The 22667-nt window shown below is 71.8% G+C and carries 20 protein-coding genes; 7 read left to right on the top strand and 13 right to left on the bottom strand.

Annotated features, from left to right (window positions below):
• Positions 1–18 precede the first annotated feature (18 nt).
• Positions 19–1287, bottom strand: coding sequence for an ABC transporter substrate-binding protein (locus ACYF6T_RS04225; protein WP_461693489.1), 1269 nt, complete (start codon positions 1285–1287; stop codon positions 19–21).
• 266 nt (positions 1288–1553) lie between these two features.
• Here ACYF6T_RS04225 and ACYF6T_RS04220 point away from each other — a divergent pair, with 266 nt between their 5' ends.
• Positions 1554–3572 (top strand): NPCBM/NEW2 domain-containing protein, encoded by a 2019-nt coding sequence (locus tag ACYF6T_RS04220; protein WP_461693487.1) that lies wholly within the window; start codon positions 1554–1556, stop codon positions 3570–3572.
• A 953-nt stretch (positions 3573–4525) separates the two neighbouring features.
• Here the strand turns inward: ACYF6T_RS04220 and ACYF6T_RS04215 are convergent.
• Complete coding sequence (locus ACYF6T_RS04215; RefSeq protein WP_461693486.1) at positions 4526–5473, bottom strand: ROK family protein; 948 nt, start codon at positions 5471–5473, stop codon at positions 4526–4528.
• A gap of 190 nt (positions 5474–5663) precedes the next feature.
• Here ACYF6T_RS04215 and ACYF6T_RS04210 point away from each other — a divergent pair, with 190 nt between their 5' ends.
• Together ACYF6T_RS04210 and ACYF6T_RS04205 are read left to right on the top strand one after the other, a co-directional pair.
• Entirely contained in the window at positions 5664–6761 is a 1098-nt protein-coding gene (locus tag ACYF6T_RS04210; RefSeq protein WP_461693484.1) for a LacI family DNA-binding transcriptional regulator, read from the top strand.
• A 7-nt stretch (positions 6762–6768) separates the two neighbouring features.
• Positions 6769–7539, top strand: coding sequence for a hypothetical protein (locus tag ACYF6T_RS04205; RefSeq protein WP_461693482.1), 771 nt, complete (start codon positions 6769–6771; stop codon positions 7537–7539).
• On the opposite strand, the gene ACYF6T_RS04200 is transcribed toward ACYF6T_RS04205, so the two are convergent.
• Entirely contained in the window at positions 7509–9257 is a 1749-nt protein-coding gene (locus tag ACYF6T_RS04200; RefSeq protein WP_461693480.1) for a serine/threonine-protein kinase, read from the bottom strand. The two genes, ACYF6T_RS04205 and ACYF6T_RS04200, sit on opposite strands and share 31 nt — an antisense overlap.
• Positions 9258–9384: 127 nt before the next feature.
• Complete coding sequence (locus ACYF6T_RS04195; RefSeq protein WP_461693478.1) at positions 9385–10689, bottom strand: DUF6986 family protein; 1305 nt, start codon at positions 10687–10689, stop codon at positions 9385–9387.
• 222 nt (positions 10690–10911) lie between these two features.
• On the opposite strand from ACYF6T_RS04195, the gene ACYF6T_RS04190 reads away from it, so the two are divergent.
• Positions 10912–11874, top strand: a complete 963-nt coding sequence (locus ACYF6T_RS04190; RefSeq protein ID WP_461693476.1) for an endonuclease/exonuclease/phosphatase family protein — start codon at positions 10912–10914, stop codon at positions 11872–11874.
• A gap of 57 nt (positions 11875–11931) precedes the next feature.
• On the opposite strand, the gene ACYF6T_RS04185 is transcribed toward ACYF6T_RS04190, so the two are convergent.
• The 5 genes from ACYF6T_RS04185 to ACYF6T_RS04165 form a co-directional block, all read right to left on the bottom strand.
• A complete protein-coding gene (locus tag ACYF6T_RS04185; protein ID WP_461693475.1) occupies positions 11932–12894 on the bottom strand; it encodes an electron transfer flavoprotein subunit alpha/FixB family protein in 963 nt (320 codons plus the stop codon).
• Positions 12895–12954: 60 nt separating this feature from the next.
• Entirely contained in the window at positions 12955–13743 is a 789-nt protein-coding gene (locus tag ACYF6T_RS04180; protein WP_461693473.1) for an electron transfer flavoprotein subunit beta/FixA family protein, read from the bottom strand.
• Between the two features lie 219 nt (positions 13744–13962).
• Positions 13963–14472 carry a flavin reductase family protein gene (locus ACYF6T_RS04175; RefSeq protein ID WP_461693471.1) on the bottom strand — a complete coding sequence of 170 codons (510 nt, stop codon included), beginning with the start codon at positions 14470–14472 and terminating at the stop codon, positions 13963–13965.
• A gap of 44 nt (positions 14473–14516) precedes the next feature.
• Complete coding sequence (locus ACYF6T_RS04170; protein ID WP_356347483.1) at positions 14517–14597, bottom strand: putative leader peptide; 81 nt, start codon at positions 14595–14597, stop codon at positions 14517–14519.
• 83 nt (positions 14598–14680) lie between these two features.
• The gene (locus tag ACYF6T_RS04165) at positions 14681–15094 is read right to left on the bottom strand and encodes a TlpA family protein disulfide reductase (RefSeq protein ID WP_461693714.1); all 414 of its coding nucleotides are present in this window, start codon (positions 15092–15094) and stop codon (positions 14681–14683) included.
• Positions 15095–15169: 75 nt separating this feature from the next.
• Here ACYF6T_RS04165 and ACYF6T_RS04160 point away from each other — a divergent pair, with 75 nt between their 5' ends.
• From ACYF6T_RS04160 to ACYF6T_RS04150, 3 genes are all read left to right on the top strand, one after another.
• Positions 15170–15574: a DUF4395 domain-containing protein gene (locus ACYF6T_RS04160; RefSeq protein WP_461693469.1), complete on the top strand. Its 405-nt coding sequence runs from the start codon at positions 15170–15172 to the stop codon at positions 15572–15574.
• A gap of 144 nt (positions 15575–15718) precedes the next feature.
• Complete coding sequence (locus tag ACYF6T_RS04155) at positions 15719–16447, top strand: lysophospholipid acyltransferase family protein (protein WP_461693468.1); 729 nt, start codon at positions 15719–15721, stop codon at positions 16445–16447.
• Positions 16448–16544: 97 nt separating this feature from the next.
• Positions 16545–19487, top strand: coding sequence for an NACHT domain-containing protein (locus ACYF6T_RS04150; protein ID WP_461693467.1), 2943 nt, complete (start codon positions 16545–16547; stop codon positions 19485–19487).
• Here ACYF6T_RS04150 and ACYF6T_RS04145 read toward each other — a convergent pair.
• The 4 genes from ACYF6T_RS04145 to ACYF6T_RS04130 form a co-directional block, all read right to left on the bottom strand.
• Entirely contained in the window at positions 19447–20139 is a 693-nt protein-coding gene (locus tag ACYF6T_RS04145; protein WP_461693466.1) for a B3/B4 domain-containing protein, read from the bottom strand. The genes ACYF6T_RS04150 and ACYF6T_RS04145 overlap by 41 nt on opposite strands.
• Positions 20140–20147: 8 nt before the next feature.
• Positions 20148–20720 carry a transglutaminase-like domain-containing protein gene (locus tag ACYF6T_RS04140; RefSeq protein ID WP_461693464.1) on the bottom strand — a complete coding sequence of 191 codons (573 nt, stop codon included), beginning with the start codon at positions 20718–20720 and terminating at the stop codon, positions 20148–20150.
• A 78-nt stretch (positions 20721–20798) separates the two neighbouring features.
• A complete protein-coding gene (locus ACYF6T_RS04135) occupies positions 20799–21872 on the bottom strand; it encodes a threonine aldolase family protein (protein ID WP_461693462.1) in 1074 nt (357 codons plus the stop codon).
• Positions 21869–22618 carry an SDR family NAD(P)-dependent oxidoreductase gene (locus ACYF6T_RS04130; RefSeq protein ID WP_461693713.1) on the bottom strand — a complete coding sequence of 250 codons (750 nt, stop codon included), beginning with the start codon at positions 22616–22618 and terminating at the stop codon, positions 21869–21871. Before ACYF6T_RS04130 ends, ACYF6T_RS04135 begins: the two co-directional genes overlap by 4 nt.
• Positions 22619–22667: the final 49 nt, after the last annotated feature.

Genomic DNA, 22667 nt, shown 5'->3' with positions numbered 1-22667 from the left:
GACGTGTCCCCCGAGTGGTCAGCCGACCGGCTGCGAGAAGATGGTCTTCTTCTGCCGCTCGATGCTGTTGCACAGCCCGTCGACGTCCTTCGGGTTGCCGATGAAGTCCTGGATGGACTGGATCATCACCGTCGAGGCGAAGTCGGGCCGGGTGTCGCGGTCCAGGAACTGCGAGATCTGCTTGGCGCCCGAGACGAGCTGTGCGGACTTCTTCTGCAGGGCGCTGTACGCGGAGGTGTCGGCGCCCGAGTTGACGGCCACGTTGTTGGGGTCGTACTTCAGGTAGACGTCCTCGGCCTCGGGCTTGCCGAGCCACTTCAGCAGGTCCTTCGCGCCGGTGACGTTCTTCGACTTCCTGGCGATGAGGAACCCGTCGATGGGCGCCTCCACGGCGTCCTGGCCCCACTGCGGGTCGATCTCGGGGAAGGCGAAGAAATCGATGTCGTCGCGCTCGTTCTCGGGGAACTGGGTCCCGGGGTGCGGCATGCCGAACACCGCCATGCCGGTCTCGCGCTTCTGCAGGCTCTGCCCGGCCTCCTCCCAGGTCCGGCCGAGGGCGCCCTTCTGGTAGTAGGGCATGAGTTCGCGCCAGGTGTCGAAGACGTTCTTCACCTTGGTGTCCGTCCAGGATTCCTCGCCCGCCATCAGGGACTTGTGGAAGTCGTATCCGTTCAGGCGCAGATCGATGTAATCGAAAGTCCCCATCGCGGGCCACCCGTCCTTGTCGCAGAACGCGACCGGATTGCCGTCCTTCTGCATCTGTTTGGCGAGCGCGATGAAGTCGTCCCACTTGGTGGGCTGTTGGTAGCCCTTCTGCCGGAAGAGGCTCTTTCGGTGGAAGACGGCCCAGGGATAGTAGTAGTACGGCACGAAGTACTGCTTGCCGTCGTGCGTGGACTGCTCCTTGAGGGCGTCGGAGAAGCCCGAGAAGGTCTTCCAGACGTCGCTGATCTCGGTGAGCAGTCCCTTTGTCGCGAAATACTGCATGCGGTATCCGGCGAACCACATGAAGACGTCGTCGGGGGTGCCCTGCAGATAGCGGTTGATGTTCTCCTGGAAGTCGTTGTGGTCCTTGGTGTTGACCTTCACCTTCTTCCCGGACTTCTTCTCGTACGCCTGGAAGGCCGCCGCGTACGCCTTCTTCGGCACGGCGTCCGAGGCGTTGGAGCCGACCGTGACCTCCTTCTTGTTGCCACCGGGCCCCGCACCGCACCCCGCCAGCAGGGCGGGCAGCGTGACCGCACCCGCGCCGAGGGCCGCGCTGCGCAGAAGAGTCCGCCGGGACATCCGATGTCCTGACGCGCCTGCAGGTAGGTCGTTCCGGTTGAACGATGACTGTGCCATGTGCCCCTCCCAGAGGTGCCACCCCACACAACCGAACGCGAGGCTTGGATCTCACCTCCGTCTGGCCTTGCCGTCAAGGGTTCTGACGGGATATCGAACAACCGTTACGCATCTCTTCCACCAGAGTCCGACACGTCCTACCGTAAACGCGCATGGATGACGAGGACATGATGTCATCCAACCTTTCGCGTGTTCGGAGGAACGTAACGATGCGTCACCTTCACACCCGCACGACCCGCCGAAGAGTGGTCGGAGCGCTCACCGCAGGACTGCTGTGCGCGGCCGGGCTCGCCGCACCCGCCCTCGCGGCACCCGCCGGGCCCGTCTCACCCACCCTCGCGGACGGCCTCGCCCTCACCCCTCCGATGGGTTTCAACAACTGGAACTCCACCCACTGTCGTGCCGATTTCAACGAGTCGATGGTCAAGGGAATCGCGGACCTCTTCGTCGAGAAAGGACTCAAGGACGCCGGCTACCAGTACGTCAACCTCGACGACTGCTGGGCCCTGCCCAGCCGGGACGCAGACGGCAAACTGGTCCCCGATCCGGTGCGTTTCCCCAACGGGATCAAGGCGGTCGCGGACTACGTGCACGCCAAGGGCCTCAAGCTCGGGATCTACACCAGCGCGGGCACCAAGACCTGCAACAGCGCCGGATTCCCGGGCGCGCTCGGCCACGAGTACAGCGACGCCCGGCAGTTCGCGGACTGGGGCGTGGACTATCTCAAGTACGACAACTGCAACAACCAGGGTGTGGACGCCACGCTGCGTTACACGACCATGCGCGACGCCCTCAAGGCCACCGGCCGGCCCATCGTCTACAGCATCTGCGAATGGGGACAGAACAAACCCTGGGAATGGGCGGCGGACGTGGGCCACTTGTGGCGGACGACCGGTGACATCAGCGACAACTGGGGCTCGATGCTGGGGATCCTGAAGCAGAACCTGCCGCTCGCCCCGTACGCCGGCCCCGGGCACTGGAACGACCCCGACATGCTGGAGGTCGGCAACGGCGGCATGACGGACACCGAGTACCGCACGCACTTCTCCATGTGGTCGGTCATGGCCGCCCCGCTCCTCATCGGCTCCGACCTGCGCAAGGCGTCCCCGTCAACCCTCGACATCCTCGGCAACGAGGAGGTCATCGCCGTCGACCAGGACCCGCTGGGCAAGCAGGGCGTGGTGGTCTCCTCCGAGGGCGGGCGCTGGGTCGTCGCCAAGGAGATGAAGGACGGCAGCCGTGCGGTGGCCCTGTTCAACGAGACGAACACCGCCCAGCACATCGCCACCACCGCGGCGGCCGTCGGGCTGCCCTCGGCCCGCGCCTACACCCTGCGCGACCTGTGGCGGCACCGCGACAACAACACCGCCGGCGCCATCGCGGCGACCGTCCCGGCGCACGGCACGGTCCTGGTCCGGGTGGCCGCCGACCGGCGCTGGGCCGCGTATCCGCCGGCCGTCGAAGTCGGCCTCGACGGCAGCCAGTTGGTCGAGGCGGGCAAGGCCGCCACGCTGACGTCCGTCGTCACCGACCTGGGCCGTACGCCCGCCCTGCGCGTCTCCGCCGCGCTGACGGGGCCCGACGGGTGGGCGGTGAAGGCGACGTCCCCCACGAGGTCGCCCGCGTTGCCCACGGGCCGCTCCCTGCGCACCAGTTGGTCGGTCACCGCGCCGACGGGAACGCCGACGGGGACGTATCCCCTCACTCTCCGGGCGAGTTACCGGGGGCCGACCGGTGACCGCGTCGAGGAAACACTGCCCCTGACCGCGACGATCGTCACCGCGCCTCCCACCGGAACCTCCGAACTCGGCGACCTGCCCTGGCTGTCGGCCACCAACGGCTACGGTCCCGTCGAGCGTGACACCAGCAACGGCGAGAGCGCGGCGGGCGACGGTCATCCGATCACCATCGGCGGTGTCGTGTACGCCAAGGGGCTCGGCGTCCACGCCGAGAGCGAGGTGGCCTACTACACCGGACGGGCCTGCGAGACGGTCACCGCGGACGTCGGCGTCGACGACGAGAAGGGGGCGAACGGCACCGTCGCGTTCGAGATCTGGGCCGACGGGACGAGGGTCGCCGCCACGGGCGTCCTCACCAACGCGATGCCGGCCCAGCCGCTCACCGCGGACGTGACCGGCGCCGAGGTGGTCCGCCTGGTCGTCAGGGACGGAGGCGACGGCATCGACTCGGACCACGCGGACTGGGCAGCCCCCCACCTGACCTGCTGACCTCACACCGAGAACCCCCGCGGGGCCACCACCGGCCCGACCGAACCCCGCGGGACCACCACCGGGCCCGACCGAACCTCGCGAGGCCACCACCGATCCGATCAAGCCCCGCGAGGCCACCACCGGCCCCGACCAAGCCCCGCGAGACCGCCACCAGGCCGCCCGGCCAAGCCCCGCGAGGCCACCACCGGCCCCGACCAAGCCCCGCGAGACCGCCACCAGGCCGCCCGGCCAAGCCTCGCGAGGCCACCACCGGCCGACCAAGCCCCGCGAGGCCACCACCGACCCGACCAAGCCCCGCGAGACCACCACCCGCCCACCGGCACGACCAAGCCTCGCGGGGCCGCCACCAGGCCGCCCGGCCAAGCTTCGCGGGGCCGACGGCCACCATGCAGGCCGGCGACCGCACGGAGCCTCGCCGGGTCCACACGCGCAGGGCTGCCAGGGGTCGCGAGGGAGCGCTGCGGGACCACGGAGAGGCTCACGGACTGCGTGGTGCCGCGTGCGCCGCGACCACGGACACACGTGGACCACATGGAGCCGCACGGTACGGCGACAGACCACGAGGAGCGCCGCGCGGGACCACGTGGCCCCCGCGAAGGCCGCACGGCACTGCGGGAAACCGCGCACGGCTTCACCGAGCCACGTGCGCGTCCCGCGAGCCGCCAGCGATCAGGGGCACTTCACTCAATCACCCGGGCCGCCCCGCAAAGCCGCACGGGACCACGAGAATCCAGGGCACTTCGCGGGACGGCACCTCGCAAAGCCGCGTAGGCCCGCGTGGCGCCATGTGGCCCCGGTGCAGACCACTCTGGAGTGCACACGGCCCGGCCCCTGGCGGAGCCGCACGGGCCCTCGTCGCCGGTCGGATAGCACCTCACCCGGCCGCCAGGTACCGCCGAAAGCCGTCCCGCACCGCGTGAACGTTCCTGCCCTCGGCGCTGTCCTCGGCGTCACACCGTCGCCGCGTCCGTCCGCTTGGCCAGCGCCGCCGCGGCCGCGCCCACCAGGCCCGCGTCCGTGCCCATCTGGGCCGGCGTGACCTCCAGGCGCTGCACGAAGGACAGCGTGGCGTAGTCGCCGAGGGCCTTCCGCAGCGGCGTGAACAGCACGTCGCCCGCCTTGCCCACGCCCCCGCCGATCACGGCGATGTCGATCTCGACCAGCGTCGCCGTCGCCGCGATGCCGGCGGCCAGCGCCTGCGCGGCCCGCTCGAAGGACGCCACGGCCACCGGGTCGCCGCGACGGGCGGCGTCGGCCACCGCGGCGGCGGACGTGTCGCCGTCCGGCCCCGGCCGCCAGCCGTTCTCCAGCGCGCGGCGCGCGATGTTGGGCCCGCTCGCGATCCGCTCCACGCAGCCGCGCGACCCGCACGGGCACGCGTCACCGTCGAGGTCGACGCTGATGTGACCGATGTGACCGGCGTTCCCGGTGGGGCCCGGGTGCAGCTGGCCGCCCAGGACCAGGCCGCCGCCGACGCCGGTGGAGACCACCATGCACAGCGCGTTGGCGTGACCGCGGGCGGCGCCCTGCCAGTGCTCGGCGGCCGTGATCGCCACGCCGTCGCCGATCAGCTCGACGGGCAGTCCCCCGGCCGCCTCCCGCACCCGCCGCACCAGCGGGTAGTCACGCCAGCCCGGCACGTTCACCGGACTGACCGTGCCCGCGGAGGCGTCCACGGGCCCCGCGCTGCCGATGCCGAGGGCGGTGACGCCGGTCCACTGCGGGGCGGCGGTCAGCTCGCCGAGGACCTCCTCCACGGCCCCCATCACGGTCTCGCCGTCCTCCTGCGCGGGCGTCGCGCGCTGCGCGCGCACCAGGATCCGGCCGTGGCCGTCCACCAGGGCGCCGGCGATCTTGGTGCCGCCGATGTCGAGCGCGGCCACGAGGTCGGTGTGCATCAGTGTCGGATCTCCCCGTCAACCATCGGATCTCCCGTCAGCCGGGGGGACGTTCCCCCGTCAACCATCGAAGATGTACAAGCCGGTCTCGCGGTGGGGGCGCAGGCCGGAGATTGCGGTGGACAGTCTCTCGTGCATATGACAACGTTGTCCAGGCTCTATGCTCGACGCCACATCCTCATACAAACCCATGGTCCGACGCATCCCCGTGGACGAGACAGGACAGGAAAAGCGCATCGTGCCCGAGACCGCCCGTCGCACCGACCGCCATCCCGCCACCCGTTACGGCAACCGTCCGACCATGAAGGACGTCGCGGCGCGGGCCGGAGTGGGCCTGAAGACCGTCTCCCGCGTGGTCAACGGGGAGCCCGGAGTCACCCCGGAGACCGAGCGCCGCGTCCAGGAGGCCATCGACGCGCTGGGCTTCCGCCGCAACGACAGCGCACGCGTGCTGCGCAAGGGCCGCACGGCGAGCATCGGCCTGGTCCTGGAGGACCTCGCCGACCCGTTCTACGGCCCCCTCAGCCGCGCGGTCGAGGAGGTGGCCCGCGCGCACGGCGCCCTGCTGATCAACGGCTCCAGCGCGGAGGACCCGGACCGCGAGCAGGAACTGGCCCTCGCGCTGTGCGCGCGCCGGGTGGACGGGCTGGTGGTGATCCCGGCCGGCGACGACCACCGTTATCTGGAGCCCGAGATCAAGGCGGGCGTCGCCACGGTGTTCGTCGACCGTCCGGCGGGGAAGATCGACGCCGACGTGGTGCTGTCCGACAACTACGGCGGCGCCCGCGACGGCGTGGCACATCTGATCGCCCACGGTCACCGCCGGATCGGCTTCATCGGCGACATGCCCCGCATCCACACCGCCGCCGAGCGCCTGCGCGGCTACCGGGCCGCCATGGAGGACGCGGGCATCGAGGTGGCGGACTCCTGGATGTCCCTGGGCGTCACGGACCCGCAGCGGGTGCGCCGGGCGGCCGAGGAGATGCTCTCCGGCGCCTCGCCCGTCACGGCGATCTTCGCCGGCAACAACCGGGTGACGGTCACCGTGATCCGGGTCCTGGCCGAGCAGCCGCGGCCGGTGGCGTTCGTCGGCTTCGACGACATCGAGCTCGCCGACCTGCTCCAGCCGGGCGTCACGGTGGTCGCCCAGGACGCGGCGGCCCTCGGCCGGACGGCCGCCGAACGCCTCTTCCGCCAGCTGGACGGCGACCTGCTCACCCCGGAGCGCATCGAGCTGCCGACCCGGCTGATCACCCGCGGTTCGGGCGAACTGCCGCCGGCGAGCTGAGCGGCCCGTGGAGGACCGCACCCTGGAGGCGCTCGGCCTGGCCGAGGCGCCGCGCGACCATCCGCTGCTGTATCCCGGCGCCTGGCCCGCAGAGTCCGGGCTGCTCGACGGCGACCGGCTGCTGCCCCTGGACCGCCCGGTGCACGAGGACCGGGTGCCGGTCCTGGCGATCGGCTCCAACGCCTGCCCGGGTCAACTGCGCCACAAGATGGCCGGATCGGGGATCACTTCGCCCGTTCCGATGGTGAGGACGCGGGTCACCGGGATCGACGTCGGCGTCTCGGCGCACGTCAGCCGCATGGGGTACGTGTCCGCCTCGCCGGTCGAATCGCCGGGGACGGTGCGGGAGCTGTTCGTCGTCTGGCTCGACGCCGAGCAGCTGACGGTGATCGACGCGAGCGAGGGGGTGCCGCTGCCGCACGGCAACTACCGCCGCGCCTGGCTGCCCGCGTCCGAGGTGCGCGTCGAGGCGGCCGACGGGACGGTCCTGCCCGGCGCGTTCGCGTACGTCAACCGGCACGGGGTGCTGCACGACGGCACCGGCGTGCCGCGTGTGCACCCGGGGCAGCGGGAGCTGCTGACCGAACTCCTCGTCGGGCTGCCCCGGTTGAGGGAGCTGTTCGGGGTCACCCCGGAGGAGTTCTGCGCGCGGGCGCGGGCCGACCGGGCGCTGTGCGAGCAGGGGACGCGGTTGTTCGCGCGGGAGAAGCTGGTGACGGCGTCCGGCCTGGAGCGCTTCGTGCGGGATCAGCAGACGGGGAGTCCGGGGACCGGCTGATCGTTGTCGCCGCCCCTGATGTAGACGTCGCTGACGTAGACGTCCGTGTTGCCGCTGTCGTCGTCCGTCTTCGCCCACCAGACGTTGGTCCACTGGCCGTACGTCTCGCGGCGGCCCAGGTTCGCCTGGCAGTAGAAGTAGTTGGTGCCCGCGTGCAGGACGCCGGCCTCGGTGCCGTCGGCGGTGTAGGACTTGGCGTCCGTCCAGACGGAGCAGTCGTATCTGCCGCCGCCCCTGGAGGTGCAGGAGGGGGCCTGCGTCGTGGCGCCGGAGCCCGTCGTCGTACCGCCTCCGCTGCCGGAGCCGCTGGTGGCCGCGCCGCCGGACGTTCCCCTGGAGGTGCCCCCGCCCGACTTCGCCGGCGCGGACGAGGAGGCCCCGCCGGTGGGCTCGGCGCCCGGGGCGCTCCGCGTCGGCGTGGAGGTCTTCTGGTCGCCCTGTTCTGTGGGACGAGGGTTCTTGGAGTGGTCGGCGTCGGTACGGGCGGAGGCGGACGAGGCGACGGCCGTACGCACGCCGTCCGTGGCCGCACCGGCGCCGGCTTCGGCGTCGTCCGTGCCGTTGACCAGCGCGGCGGTCGCCCCGGCCGTGGCGAGCACGAGGGCGCCGGCCGCGACGGCGAGCAGGGCGCGGCGCCTGCGACGGGGCGGGGTGGCGGACAGGGGGCCCGTGACGGCCGAGGCCGCGCCGCCCGGTGCTCCCGCCGCGCCCGGTTCGGCGGCGGCGAAGCCCTCGGCGCCGGCTTGGGCCGGCCCCGGCGGCTCGGGCGGGCCGAACCCCGGCGGTATCACCGGCACGCTGGGCTCGGTGGGCTGGCGTGGGGGCGAGGTGGGGCGCAGGGTCGTCGTCGGTGTGTCCGTGACCACCGTCGTCGCCACCGTGCGCAGCAGGTCACGGGCCTGTTCCGCCTCCGGGCGGGACTCGGGCCGTTTGTCCATCAGCCGGCGCAGGACGGGGCCGAGGGGGCCCGCGCGGCGGGGCTCGGGGAGGGGCTCGGCGACGATGGCGGTGAGCGTCGAGTACGTGGACGTACGGCGGAAGGGCGAGGCGCCCTCCACGGCGGCGTACAGGGTGGCGCCCAGGGCCCAGACGTCGGAGGCCGGGCCCGGGTCGGCGCCCTGGGCACGCTCGGGGGCGAGGTAGTCCAGGGAGCCGACGAGTTCGCCGCTGCGGGTGAGGTGGGTGGCCGAACCGTCGCCGGGGTCCTCCATGGTCGCGATGCCGAAGTCGGTCAGGACGACGCGGCCGGAACGGTCGAGGAGGATGTTGCCGGGCTTCACGTCGCGGTGCAGGACGCCGGCGCGGTGGGCGGCGGCCAGCGCGTCCATGACCCCGGCGCCGATCTCGGCGGCCTCGCGCGGGTCGAGGGTGCGCTCGCGCAGCACGTCGTCGAGGGAGGGGCCGTCGATCAGCTCCATGACGATCAGCGGACGCCCGTCGACCTCCGCCACGTCGTGCACGGCGACCACGCCGGGATGGCGCACGCGGGCCGCCGCGCGGGCCTCGCGCTGCATCCGCAGCCGCAGATCGGCCAGTTCGGGCGCGTCGGCGTCGTTGTACGTGCGCAGTTCCTTGACGGCGACCTCGCGGCCGAGCACCTCGTCGACGGCTCTCCACACCACGCCCATGCCGCCGCGGCCGAGCTGGGCCACGACGCGATAGCGCCCGGCCAGCAGCCGGCCGGCCCCCTCCGTCTGTCCGTGCTCCCCCGAAGACACCGCCGCCCCGTTCTGTGCGTGACCCGTTCGTGCGTGACCGTCTGTGCGTGACCTGTCCGCGCGTGCCCAACAGACTACGGGCCGGGGGTGACAACGCCAGCCGCCCGTGACGGCTGTGACCTGCCTGCTACGTGGCCGACACCGTCAGGTCACCGCGCCGGGGCGCCGCGAAGCCCTCCAGACCGGCCCTGGTCAGACCGGTCGCGCGGGACACCTCGGCGAGGTCCAGCGCACCGCAGTCCAGTCCGCGCAGCAGGTAGCCGGCCAGGGCCTTGGCGGTGGCGGGCTCGTCCATGACGTCGCCGCCGGCGCGGTTCGCGTACCGGGCGAGACGGGCCGCGGCCGCCTCGAACCCCTCGCGGTAGAACGCGAAGACGGCCGCGTACCGGGTGGGGAGGTGGCCGGGGTGCATGTCCCAGCCCTGGTAGTAGGCGCGGGCGAGGGCACGGCGGGTGAGGCCGTAGTGCAGCCGCCAGGCGTCGTGGACGCGCTCGGCCGGGCCGACCGGCAGCACGTTGGTGGAGCCGTCCGAGACCCGCACGCCCGTGCCCGCCGCCGCGACCTGCATGACCGCCTTGGCGTGGTCGGCGGCCGGGTGGTCACTGGCCTGGTAGGCGGCGGAGACGCCGAGGCAGGCGCTGTAGTCGAAAGTGCCGTAGTGCAGCCCGGTGGCGCGGCCCTCGGCGGCCTGGATCATCCGGGCGACGGTGGCGGTGCCGTCGGTGGCGAGGATGGCCTGGTTGGTCTCGATCTGGATCTCGAACCCGATCCGCCCGGCGTCCAGGCCGTGCGCCTTCTCGAAGGCCTCCAGGAGCCGGACGAAGGCGCTCACCTGCTCGGCGTAGGTCACCTTGGGCAGTGTCAGCACCAGCCCCGCCGGCAGGCCCCCGGCCTCCATCAGCCCGGTGAGGAAGACGTCGAGGGTGCGGATGCCCCGGTCGCGTACCGGCGCCTCCATGCACTTCATCCGGATGCCCATGTACGGCGCCGCCGTCCCGTTCTCGTACGCCCGCGCGATCAGCCGCGCCGCGCGCGCCGCCGCCTCGTCCTCCTCGGCGTCCGGACGGGGGCCGTAGCCGTCCTCGAAGTCGACGCGCAGGTCCTCGATCGGCTCACGCTCCAACTTGGCCCGCACGCGCGCGTGGACGGGCCCGGCGAGGTCGTCGGCCAGACCGAGGACGGCGGCGAAAGCGGCGGCGTCCGGGGCGTGTTCGTCGAGGGCGGCGAGGGCCTGGTCGCCCCAGGAGCGGAGGGTGCCGGCGTCGAAGACGTCACCGGGGACGTACACGGTGTGCACGGGCTGGCGGGTGCCCGGGTCGCCGGGGTAGCGGCGCTCCAGTTCGGCGTCGACGGGGGCGAGGGAGGCGCTGATCTCCTCGCTGACGGCGCCCGCGAGGCTCGTCGTCACCTTCTCCTGCCGGCCCTGCCCCATCCCGCACCCTCCTGTTTTCCGCTGTACGGAATCAACAATCCGTAGAACGAAGGTATCCGCGGACCGGCGGGATGGTCAACAGCATGTCGCCTGCCGGCCGCGCCGTCACCTGCGCATGTTCACGCCCCACTCGCACCCGGGTATCACACTGCTCGACACATCTGCTCGACACACCACTCGCCTCCGCGCGACTCGTCCGGCCGTGCCACCGAAGGAGTCTGAGTGCCGAACCACAGCCGAGTCACCCGCCGTCTGGGCCTGCGGGCCTTGTTGGCCGCGGCGGTCACCGTGCCCCTCTCCAGCGCCGCGGTCTCCGCCTCGTCCGCCTCGTCCGCCTCGTCCACGGCTTCCGCCTCGGTCCCGGCACCCCGCGTGCGCCGCGCCCCGCTCCTGGCACACCAGGCACCCGCCCTGCAGGTGATGACCTTCAACCTGCGCTTCGCGAGCACCGCCGAACCCAACAGCTGGAGCGACCGCAGACCCGTGATGCGCGCCCTCCTGCGCCGCGCCCGCCCCCAGGTCGTCGGCACCCAGGAGGGTCTGTACCAGCAACTGCGGGACATCGAGTCCGACCTGGGGGCGCACTACGACTGGATCGGCACGGGCCGTGAGGGCGGCAGCCGCGACGAGTCCACCGCCGTCTACTACGACAACCGGCGCCTGTCCCCCGTCGAGCACTACACCTACTGGCTCTCCGACACCCCCGAGACCATCGCCTCCAACACCTGGGGCGCGGCCTTCCCCCGTGTCGTCACCTGGATCCGCTTCCGTGATCTCGCCGACGGCGGACGCGAGTTCTACGTGTGCAACACCCATTTCGACCATGCCAGCCAGTACGCGCGCGAACGCAGCGCCGACCTGATGACGCGTCGGACGGCCGGACTTCGGCCGTCCCTGCCCGTGGTGGTGACCGGCGACTTCAACGTGCCGGCCCACCAGAACCCGGTCTACGACCAGATGCTGGCGACGGGGCTCGTCGACACCTGGGACGCGGCGGCCGAGCGCGGCCCGCTGTACGGGACCTTCCACGGCTACCACGGCCTCAAGCAGGACGGTGAGCGCATCGACTGGATCCTCGCCACACCGGGGGTGACGGTGCACCGGGCGGCGGTCGACACCTTCTCCGCGCACGGCCAGTTCCCCAGCGACCACCTGCCCGTGCAGGCGTGGCTGAGCCTGGGATGAGACGAGGCCCCCGCGACCGTCAGCGCGGTCGCGGGGGCCTCGGACAGGCGGCGGAGGTCAGCCCTTGCGGGCCTTGATCTCCTCGGTGAGCTGCGGGACGACGTCGAAGAGGTCGCCGACCACGCCGTAGTCGACCAGGTCGAAGATCGGGGCCTCGGCGTCCTTGTTGACCGCCACGATCGTCTTCGAGGTCTGCATGCCGGCGCGGTGCTGGATGGCGCCGGAGATGCCGTTGGCGATGTACAGCTGCGGCGAGACGGACTTGCCGGTCTGGCCGACCTGGTTGGTGTGCGGGTACCAGCCGGCGTCCACCGCGGCACGCGAGGCGCCGACGGCCGCGCCGAGGGAGTCGGCGAGCGCCTCGATGATCGCGAAGTTCTCGGCGCCGTTGACGCCGCGGCCGCCGGAGACCACGATCGCGGCCTCGGTCAGCTCCGGGCGGCCGGTCGACTCGCGCGGGGTGCGGCCGGTGACCTTGGTGCCGGTGGCCTGCGCGGAGAACGTCACGTCCAGGGCCTCCACGGCACCGGCGGCCGGGGCGGCCTCGACGGCGGCGGAGTTGGGCTTGACGGTGATGACGGGGGTGCCCTTGGAGACGCGGGACTTGGTGGTGAAGGAGGCGGCGAACACCGACTGGGTGGCCACCGGGCCGTCCTCGCCGGCCTCCAGGTCGACGGCGTCGGTGATGATGCCGGAACCGATGCGCAGCGCCAGGCGGGCGGCGATCTCCTTGCCCTCGGCGGAGGACGGCACCAGCACGGCGGCCGGGGAGACGGCGGCGACGGCCGCCTGCAGCGCGTCGACCTTCGGTACGACCAGGTAGTCGGCGTACTCGGACGCCTCGTGGGTCAGCACCTTGACGGCGCCGTGCTCGGCGAGGGTGGCGGCGGTGTCGGCGGCGCCGTTGCCCAGCGCGACGGCGACGGGCTCGCCGACGCGGCGGGCCAGGGTCAGCAGCTCCAGGGTGGGCTTGCGGACGGCACCGTCCACGTGGTCGACGTAGACGAGAACTTCAGCCATGGGATTGCTCTCCTGCTTGCGAAAAGTGAGGGGCGGTCAGCGTGTCGAGCCCGAAAAGCCCTAGATGAACTTCTGGCTCGCGAGGAACTCAGCGAGCTGCTTGCCGCCCTCGCCCTCGTCCTTGACGATCGTGCCGGCGGTGCGGGCCGGGCGCGCGGCCGCGGACTCGACCGTGGTGTAGGAGCCCTCCAGACCGACCTGCTCCGCCTCCAGGTCCAGGTCCGACAGGTCCCAGGACTCCACCGGCTTCTTCTTGGCCGCCATGATGCCCTTGAAGGACGGGTACCGCGCCTCGCCCGACTGGTCGGTCACCGAGACCACGGCCGGCAGGGAGGCCTCCAGCTGCTCGCTGGCGGCGTCGCCGTCGCGGCGGCCCTTGACCGTGCCGTCCTCGACGCTCACCTCGGACAGCAGCGTCACCTGCGGCACGCCCAGCCGCTCCGCCAGCAGCGCCGGAACCACGCCCATGGTGCCGTCGGTGGAGGCCATGCCGGAGATCACGAGGTCGTAGCCGGCCTTCTCGATCGCCTTGGCCAGCACCAGCGAGGTGCCGATGGCGTCGGTGCCGTGCAGGTCATCGTCCTCGACGTGGATCGCCTTGTCCGCGCCCATCGACAGCGCCTTGCGCAGCGCGTCCTTGGCGTCCTCCGGACCCACGGTCAGGACGGTGATCTCCACGTCGTCGTCGGAGTTCTCGGAGATCTGCAGCGCCTGCTCGACCGCGTACTCGTCGAGCTCGGAGAGCAGACCGTCCACGTCGTCCCGGTCGACGGTCAGGTCATCGGCGAAGTGCCGGTCGCCAGTGGCGTCGGGCACGTACTTCACAGTGACAACGATCCTCAAGCTCACGCCGGCTCTCCTACTGCATCGTCTTTTCAGTGCTGCCTGCTTGCAGGCAGCATAGGCGCCTCAAGCGGCCGATCCCGATCGGGGCGACCCGCGCTCCGAGCGAAATATTACTCGTCAGTACACCTAGTTCGTTCCCGCTAAGCAAGCGCTTTGAACTGTGACCTTCGCAACGCAGCGTAATCGGAACTCGACCGGTTCGCAGGCCGGGAGGAAAGCCGGTCAGTCCCGCAGGCCGTTGAAGCGTCCCTGGTGGTAGAGGAGGGGCCGGCCGGGGCCCGTGGGGTCGCCGAGGACGACCTCGGCGACGACGATGCGGTGATCGCCGGCGGGCACGCGCGCGACGACCCGGCACACCAGCCAGGCGAGCACGTCGTCGAGGACGGGGACGCCCTCGGGGCCCTCGCGCCAGGCGGTCGGCGCGCCGAAGCGGTCGGCCCCGCTGCGGGCGAAGGTGGCGGCCAGGTCCTGCTGGTGCTCGCCGAGTATGTGGACGCCGAGATGCCCGGTCTCGGATATCGCCGGCCAGCTGGAGGCGCCGGTGCTGATGCCGAAGGAGAGCAGCGGGGGCTCGGCGGAGACGGAGGTGAGGGAGGTGGCGGTGAAGCCGACCGGGCCCGCGTCGCCGCGGGCGGTGATCACGGCGACTCCGGCCGCGTGCCGGCGGAAGACGGAGCGCAGCAGATCGGGAGAGGCGAGCTGAGGGGTGCCGAGCTCGGACGAGGCCGTCAAGGGAATGTCCTTCTGCGAGGAGTGGCGTCGGGGTCCGTGGCTGCTCAACAGCCCGGACAGCACGCGCTCGCGGTGCGGGCCAGGTCGACGTGGACCCGCCCGTGGAGAAGGAGTTCCGTAGGCATACGGTCAGGCTGACGATAGGTGGCATGCACAGTCAAGTGCGTCCCGGCATCTGGGAGATGCCTCACCTCTGCGCGCACAGCCGTCAAACCGCCTCTCCCAGCGCCGCGATGACGTCGGCCTTGCGCGGCTGGCCGGTGGCGCGCCGCACGACGCGGCCGTCGGCGTCGAGCACCAGCACGGTCGGCGTCTTGAGGATGTCGAGCTCGCGGACGAGCTCCAGCCGGGCCTCGGCGTCGATCTCGACATGCCGCACGCCCGGGACCATGCCCGCGACCTCGCCGAGGATGCGCCGGGTGGCCCGGCAGGGCGCGCAGAACGCGCTGGAGAACTGCACCAGCGTGGCCCGCTCCCCGAGCCGTTCGCCCAGCTCGGCCGCGCCGAGCCGCTTGCCGTCGTCGCGTCCGCGCACCCGTACCCTCCCGCTCCGCTTCCGATGAAGCACTCCATAGGCGCTCGCCGCCGCGAGCACCGCCACGCACACCACAAGTCCGGTCACAACCTGCAGAAGCATTCACGAGACTGCAAAGATTCCCGGCTCCCCGGATCGTTTCCGCTGCGGAATGCTTGATTCATGGACATCGATGTGAGGGGGCCCCGCTTCGGGGCCGCCGTGACGACCGTCGTCCTGGCGGTCGTGCTGATCACCGGCAACGCGTGGCTGCTGGCCTGGCAGACACTCGCCTTCGCGCTGGGCGCGGCGGGCGGGGTGGCCCGCTCGCCGTACGGCTGGCTCTTCCGTGCGGCCGTACGGCCCCGGCTCGGGCCGCCGACCGGGTTCGAGGCACCGGAGCCGCCGCGGTTCGCACAGGCGGTCGGGCTGCTCTTCGCCGGTCTCGGCCTCGTCGGCTACACACTGGGGCCCGGCTGGCTGGGGCTCGCCGCGACCGGCGCCGCGCTCGCGGCGGCCTTCCTCAACGCAGCCTTCGGGTACTGCCTGGGATGCGAGATGTACCTGGTCGTACGGCGGGTGACGTGACGAGGATCTCGCCGTTCACAGGCACGCGGACTGGCCACCGGTTCGTTCTTCGGGCACGATCTGCGAGATGCCGTAAACCTACGGCTGCGTAACTTTCCCGCCGGGAGCTCCCTTCCCAGGCAGAGAGAAGGGCCCACCCCGTCCATGGCAGAGCTTGTCTACCGTCCCGTCATCGGCCTCGCGCTCACGATGTTCAAGGCGTGGGACCTGAAGATCGACTGCAAGGGGTCGGAGAACATCCCGCGCTCGGGCGGTGCGGTCCTGGTGAGCAACCACATCAGCTACCTGGACTTCATCTTCAACGGACTGGCGGCGCTGCCGCAGAAACGTCTCGTGCGCTTCATGGCCAAGGAGTCCGTCTTCCGCCACCGGATCTCCGGCCCGCTGATGCGCGGGATGAAGCACATCCCCGTGGACCGCGAGCAGGGTGAGGCCGCCTACGAGCACGCGCTGAGCTCGCTGCGCTCCGGCGAGATCGTGGGCGTCTTCCCCGAGGCCACGATCTCGCAGTCGTTCACCCTGAAGAGCTTCAAGTCGGGCGCCGCCCGCCTCGCCCAGGAGGCGGGCGTCCCGCTGATCCCCATGGCGGTGTGGGGCACGCAGCGCCTGTGGACCAAGGGCCACCCGCGCAACTTCAAGCGCAGCCACATCCCGATCACCATCCGCGTCGGCGAGGCGATCGAGGCATCCAAGGACAAGTACGCCGGCGCGATCACCCGCCAGCTGCGCGAGCGGGTCAACGAGCTGCTGGAGGCGGCCCAGCGCGCCTATCCGGTACGTCCCAAGGGCCCGGACGACACCTGGTGGATGCCGGCGCACCTGGGCGGTACGGCGCCCACGCCGGAGCAGGTGCGGGAGGCCGAGGCGGGCTGAGGCCCGCTCCCCCAGCCCACGTCCTCTGGACGCCCGGGCGCGCCCTGGCTACCGTCGCCCTACCGGGCCGGCGCCCGGGAAGGGGGGATCGCAGCGCGTGTTCGCCGAGGTCGCGGCCGGTGTGCTCGTCGAGGCCGTCACCGGCACCGCCCGTTGGCTGCGCCGCGAGTCCGCGCGGGGTTCCGGCGCCGAACAGGCCCTGATCCGCTGGTTCGACACCTATCAGCTGGCCCTGGCCCCGGAGGGCGGCCCGGAACTCCCGGACGGCGTACCGCTGCAGCCGGTGGAGGAGTTCTTCCGCGGCGACGACAGCCAGGCCCTGCTGCACGAGTTGCTGGCGGCGCGGCTGACGGACGCGCCCGAGTCGGTGATCACCCGGCTCCGGGAGGCGTACGCCGCGTGCGGCCGCGCGACGCTCGCCGCCCTCTTCCCTTCCGCCGACCACCAGGACCCCGGCTCGGCGGCGGCCGGTCTCGCGACGGAGTTCTTCGACCACTGCGACCTCGAAATCGCCTCCCTGGTGGGCCCGTTGGCCGACATGGACGCCACCGTGCTCGGCCGGGTCCGCCAGGACGCCTTCTCGGCCCGCGTCACCGCCGTCCTCGGCGCGATCGAGCGGCACACCCGCGCCCTGACCCTGCGTGACTCCGCCAGCCTGGCGGCGGACCAGGAATTCGTCGCCGCGTACCGGCGCCAGGCCGCCTTCGCGCACGGTTCACTGGAGCCGCCCGACTTCGAGCGGCGCCGGCGGGTGCCGATCGAAGCGCTGCACGTGAGCCCCGAGTTCAAGCGGCTCGCCGAGGACCGCGCCGGCCAGGACGACGGACCCGCCCTCGACATCGGCGACTTCGAGCGCGCGCTGGACCGCACGGTGCTCCTGGGCGACCCCGGCGGCGGCAAGTCCACCACCTGCCAGGTCCTCGTGCACGCCCGGGCGACGGACCCGGCCGCCGCGGTGCCCTTCCTCGTCGTCCTGCGCGACTTCGCCGTCGGCGACGGGGAGCGCCGCTCGGTCGTCGACCACATCGAGCATCGCCTGGAGACCCACTACCAGTGCCCCGCGCCGCCGGGCGCCGTCGACCGGCTGCTGCTGAGCGGCGCCGCGGCGGTGTTCTTCGACGGCCTGGACGAACTGCTCGACGCCGGCCGCCGGCGCGAGGTGACCGAGGTCGTGGAACTCTTCTGCGCCAAGTACCCTTTGGCGCAGGTCCTGGTGACCTCCCGGTTCGTCGGCTACGACGAGGCCCGCCTGGACGACCGCTTCTTCGAGTGCTTCCGGCTCGGCTCGTTCGGGGCGCCGCAGACGGAGGAGTACGTCGAGAAGTGGTTCGCCCAGGAGGAGACGACCGCCGAGGAGGCCCGTCGCAGTGCCCACGACTTCCTCGCCGAGAGCGCGGGCCTGACCGACCTGCGCGCCAACCCCCTGATGCTGGCGCTGATGTGCATCCTCTACCGCGGCACCGGCTTCATGCCGCGCAGCCGCCCCGAGGTCTACGAGCAGTGCGCCGCGCTGCTGTTCCAGAAGTGGGACGTACGACGGCGCATCCACGTCGAACTCGCGATGTCCCGCATGGTCGAGCCCGCGCTGCGGCACGTCGCGTACTGGCTGCTGCTGCGCGAGGGCGACGCCCAGGCGGTGACGGAAGGCGAACTCGTCGGCCAGGTCGTGGAGTTCCTGGACGGCCGGGGTTACGAGGAGCGCGCGGACGCGGAGGTGGCGGCACGGCAGTTCGTCGACTTCTGCCGCGGGCGGGCCTGGGTCTTCACGGAGGTCGGCACCACCGCGCGCGGCGAGGGCCTGTACACCTTCACGCACCGCACGTTCCTGGAGTACTTCGCCGCGGCCCAGCTCGCCGGCCTCAGCGACACCCCGGAGGCCCTGGCCCGACGGCTCGCTCCGCGGGTGGCGCGCCAGGAGTGGGACATCGTGGGCCAGTTGGCGGTCCAGATCAAGGACCGTACGACGGTCGACGGGGCGGCACGCTTCTTCACGGCCCTGCTCGGTGAACGGCGACACCGGTCGGCGGCGGGGCGGGGCAACGTGCTGGCGTTCCTGGGGCGTTGCCTGAGCTGCGTGGATCCGCCGCCGAGGGTCGTGCGGCGGTTGACGAGGGCGGCGTTCGAGCATGTGTTGCCGGGGGATCCGGCGACGGAGGAGTTCAGCGGGGCGGTGGCCGCGGTGCTGGGCAACTGCCGGGAGAGCCCTGAGGTGGTGGCCGACGAACTGGCAGCGGCGATCCGGGAAGCGGTGGGGTCGGATGACGGGAGCCGCCGGCGTACGGGACTCCTTCTGGCGGGGTATGCCGCGTGGGGACCCGACTCGGGCGCGTCCGACTACTGGTGGTCGTTCGTCAGGGAACAGGTCGCCGAGCACGCGGCACGGTTCCGGGCCATGGCTCGCGGCGACGACATCGGTCTCCTGGACGTCTGCCTGGGGCATGGGCTGACCGACCTCGGCACCCATCTGCGCAATGGCGACCTGGATCTGGAGTCGCTCTTCCACCGATGGCGGCCGGGAATCTTCGACGCGGAGTATTTCTGGTCCCCGTTCGCCACCCGCTGCCTCTTCGTGTTCCTGGGACAGGAGGAGGATTCCAGACCGCCGTGGGACAGCACGCCACCCGCCTGTTCAGCCGTGGGCGCCTGGGTGCGAGAGCACCCCGGCCCACCCTGGGCGCGGCAGCCGACCGACGAGTCGCGCTTCCTGGAGACCATCGTCCAGAGCCTGGAGTCAAGGTCGCCGCAGCCCATGCCTCCCGACGTCCTCGACCCCGACGGCTACCTCGGCGCCGCGGTTCTGCTCCTCACCTCCCTGGAGGCGAGCACCAACCCCCCACCCCCCGCCCGTCTCACCGCCGTCCTCGGCCCCCTCGCCCCCCTCGGCGCCTACGTCGAAGCCCGGCGCGCCGGCGCCGCCGACGCAGCCCTGCCCGACCTCCCCGTCCCACCCGGCTGCGACGACCTACTGCGCGCCTGGGCCCGCCGCGAGGTCGACTTCGTCAGTCCCCCGTCCGCACCTCGATCCGCGCCCCGGGGCTGAACTTCTCCAGCAGCTCCGCGAGTTCGGCCCCCGCCGCCTCCACCTCGGCGACCGGCATCGGCGTCAGGCTCTCCAGCAGGAAGATGCCGGACACCGTGTCCTCGGTGAGCCGGGTGCGCGGGCCCTGGCGCCAGTTCCAGCGGCGGCAGGTCACGCCCGTGTCGTCGCGCCAGACGACTTCCCCCGCGTCGGGATGTTCGACGACCTGCTCGCCACCGGCCACGGTCGCGAACTCCTCGTCGCCGGTGGCACGGACGAGCCGCATGCCGCCCTGGATGTGGTCGATGTCCTCGCCGCCGACGGGGATCAGATGGGCGACGCTGATGGCGTTGTAGAGGTCGACCAGGAGGTTGATGCGGGGCAGACCGGCGTCCGACAGGGCTCGCTTGGCCAGCGCCTCCGCGGAGTTGCGGGTGCGGGACGGCTTCGAGCCGAACGCCGTGTAGACCTCGCGCCAGGCGGCCATGTGCGGGTCCTCGTGCGGCGCGCGTCCGTCCAGGCGTACGGCGAGACGGCGGGCCGCGTCGTCGAGGAGGGCCGAACTCGCCTCCGTGCTGGGCCCGTTGACGAGGCCGTGCGCCTCGATCGCGACGTGGGTGAAGCCGGGCGCGAGGGCGCGTACCTCGTCGGACACGGTCAGGGAGAGGGTCATGGCCTGCCTCAGAGTGCGGTGGGGAGCGAGTTCCAGAGGGTCGGACGGTCGGGGGCGGCCTTGAGGACGCCCAGGACGGCCGGGTGCGGTTCAGCATACAAGACTGGATAGTCCAGCTCATTGGACTGGGGGTCGGGCGTGAAGGCCAGCCGTTCGCCGTCGAGGGAGAACTGCGCGTCCACGCCGGGTTTGTTGCCGCGCGGGTCCTGCCGGTGCCAGGCTCCGTTGAAGCGGACGGCGACCAGGCCGTGGACCACGTCGAACTTCTGATAGCACAGGGCGGTCGGGATGTCCTCGGCCCGCAGCAGGGCCGTCAGCGCGTGCGCCTTCGCGTAGCAGATGCCGGTGCCCTGCTCCAGCACGTCGGAGGCCCGCCAGGTCACCCGCGGGTCACCGGAGTCCTGGGAGTGCGGGATCGTGTCGCGCACGAACTCGAACGCCAGACGTGCATAGGCATACGAGTCCTCGGCGTCCCGAGCGAGCCGGGCGGCCGTTTCGCGGACCACCGGATGGTGATGGTCGATGACCTCGTCGGCGGCCAAGTATGCGGACAGGTCGGGGGTGTTCTGGATCAGCTCCATGCCCGCAGAGCATAGGAAAGCGATCACCCGTCAGTCAATGACTTTACGGGTGACCGCATACCTATGCACTAGGCGGGTTTACGACCGCGCCATCTCCTCCTTCAGCGCCGCCACGAACGCGTCCACGTCGTCCTCGGTCGTGTCGAACGCGCACATCCAGCGGACCACGCCCGCCGCCTCGTCCCAGAAGTAGAACCGGAACCGCTTCTGCAGGCGCTCGCTCACCGCGTGCGGGAGCCGGGCGAAGACGCCGTTGGCCTGCACCGGGTAGAGGATCTCCACGCCGTGGACGGCCCGGACGCCCTCCGCCAGGCGCTGCGCCATCTCGTTGGCGTGCCGGGCGTTGCGCAGCCACAGGTCCTTGGCGAGCAGGGCCTCCAGCTGCACCGAGACGAAGCGCATCTTGGAGGCGAGCTGCATGGACAGCTTGCGCAGGTGCTTCATGTGGCGGACGGCGTCCGGGTTGAGCACGACGACCGCCTCGCCGAACAGGGCGCCGTTCTTCGTCCCGCCGAGCGAGAGGAGGTCGACGCCGACCGCGTCGGTGAACGTCCGCATGGGGACGTCCAGCGAGGCGGCCGCGTTGGCTATGCGGGAGCCGTCGAGATGGACCCTCATGCCGTGCGTGTGCGCGTGGTCGCAGATGGCGCGGATCTCGTCGGGCGTGTAGAGCGTGCCCAGTTCCGTGCTCTGCGTGATCGAGACGACCTGCGGCATCGCGCGGTGCTCGTCGTCCCAGCCGTACGCCTGCCGGTCGATCAGCTCCGGCGTGAGCTTGCCGTCCGGCGTGGGTACGGTGAGCAGCTTCAGGCCGCCGACCCGTTCGGGCGCCCCGCACTCGTCGACGTTGATGTGCGCGCTCTCGGCGCAGATCACCGCGCCCCAGCGGTCGGTGACCGCCTGCAGCGCGACGACGTTGGCGCCGGTGCCGTTGAAGACCGGGAACGCCTCGGCGGTGGCGCCGAAGTGGCTGCGGATGATCCGCTGGAGGTTCTCCGTGTAGTCGTCCTCGCCGTAGGCCACCTGGTGGCCGCCGTTGGCCAGGGCCAGCGCGGCGAGCACCTCCGGGTGGGCCCCGGCGTAGTTGTCACTGGCGAAACCGCGGACGCCCGGGTCGTGGTGGCGGCGGGCGTCGGTCTTCGGTGGGTTCACGGCTTCTCGGTCAGCCACAGACGCTTTCCGTTCACTTCGGCGGCGGGCTTGCCCCAGACGTCGACGATGGCCTCGGCGAGGTCCTTGACGTCCGTGAAGCCCGCGAACTTCGCGTTGGGCCGCTCGGCGCGCATCGCCTCGTGCACCAACGCCTTCACCACCAGGATCGCAGCCGCCGAGGTCGGCCCCCCGGCGCCCCCGGCCTTGCGGAAGGCGTCGGCCAGCGCGAGCGTCCAGGCCTCCGCGGCGGCCTTGGCGGCGGCGTACGAGGCGTTGCCGGCGGTGGGCTTGGTCGCGCCGGCGGCGCTGATGAGCACGTACCGTCCGCGGTCGCTGCGCTGCAGGCCCTCGTAGAAGGCGAGGGAGGTGTGCTGCACGGTGCGGATGAGCAGCAGCTCCAGGAAGTCCCAGTCGTCCAGGCTGGTCTTGATGAAGGTCTCGCTGCCGCGCCAGCCGCCGACCAGGTGGACCAGGCCGTCGACGCGCCCGAACTCCTTCTCGATGTGCGTGGCCCAGTCCCGTGTGGAGTCCAGGTCCAGCAGGTCGACGGGCTCGCCGGTCACCGTGGCCCCGCCCGAGGCGTAGCGGGCCGCGTCCACGGCCTCCGCCAGCCGCTCCGGGTCGTTGTCCGCGCCGACGACGGTCGCCCCGGCCTCGGCCAGCCGCAGCAGCGTCGCGCGCCCCGCGGGCCCGCCCGCACCGGCCACCGCGATCACCGCACCGCTGAGCGCTCCGTTCCCCGCCATGATCTTCGCCTCCTGCTGAGCAGTGTTCTCGGTCTCGCGCACGACAGCG

It is taken from the genome of Streptomyces sp. 7R007 (assembly GCF_054850255.1).
Note: the sequence above shows the minus strand (reverse complement) of the source record. Positions and strands in the feature narration are given on the sequence as shown.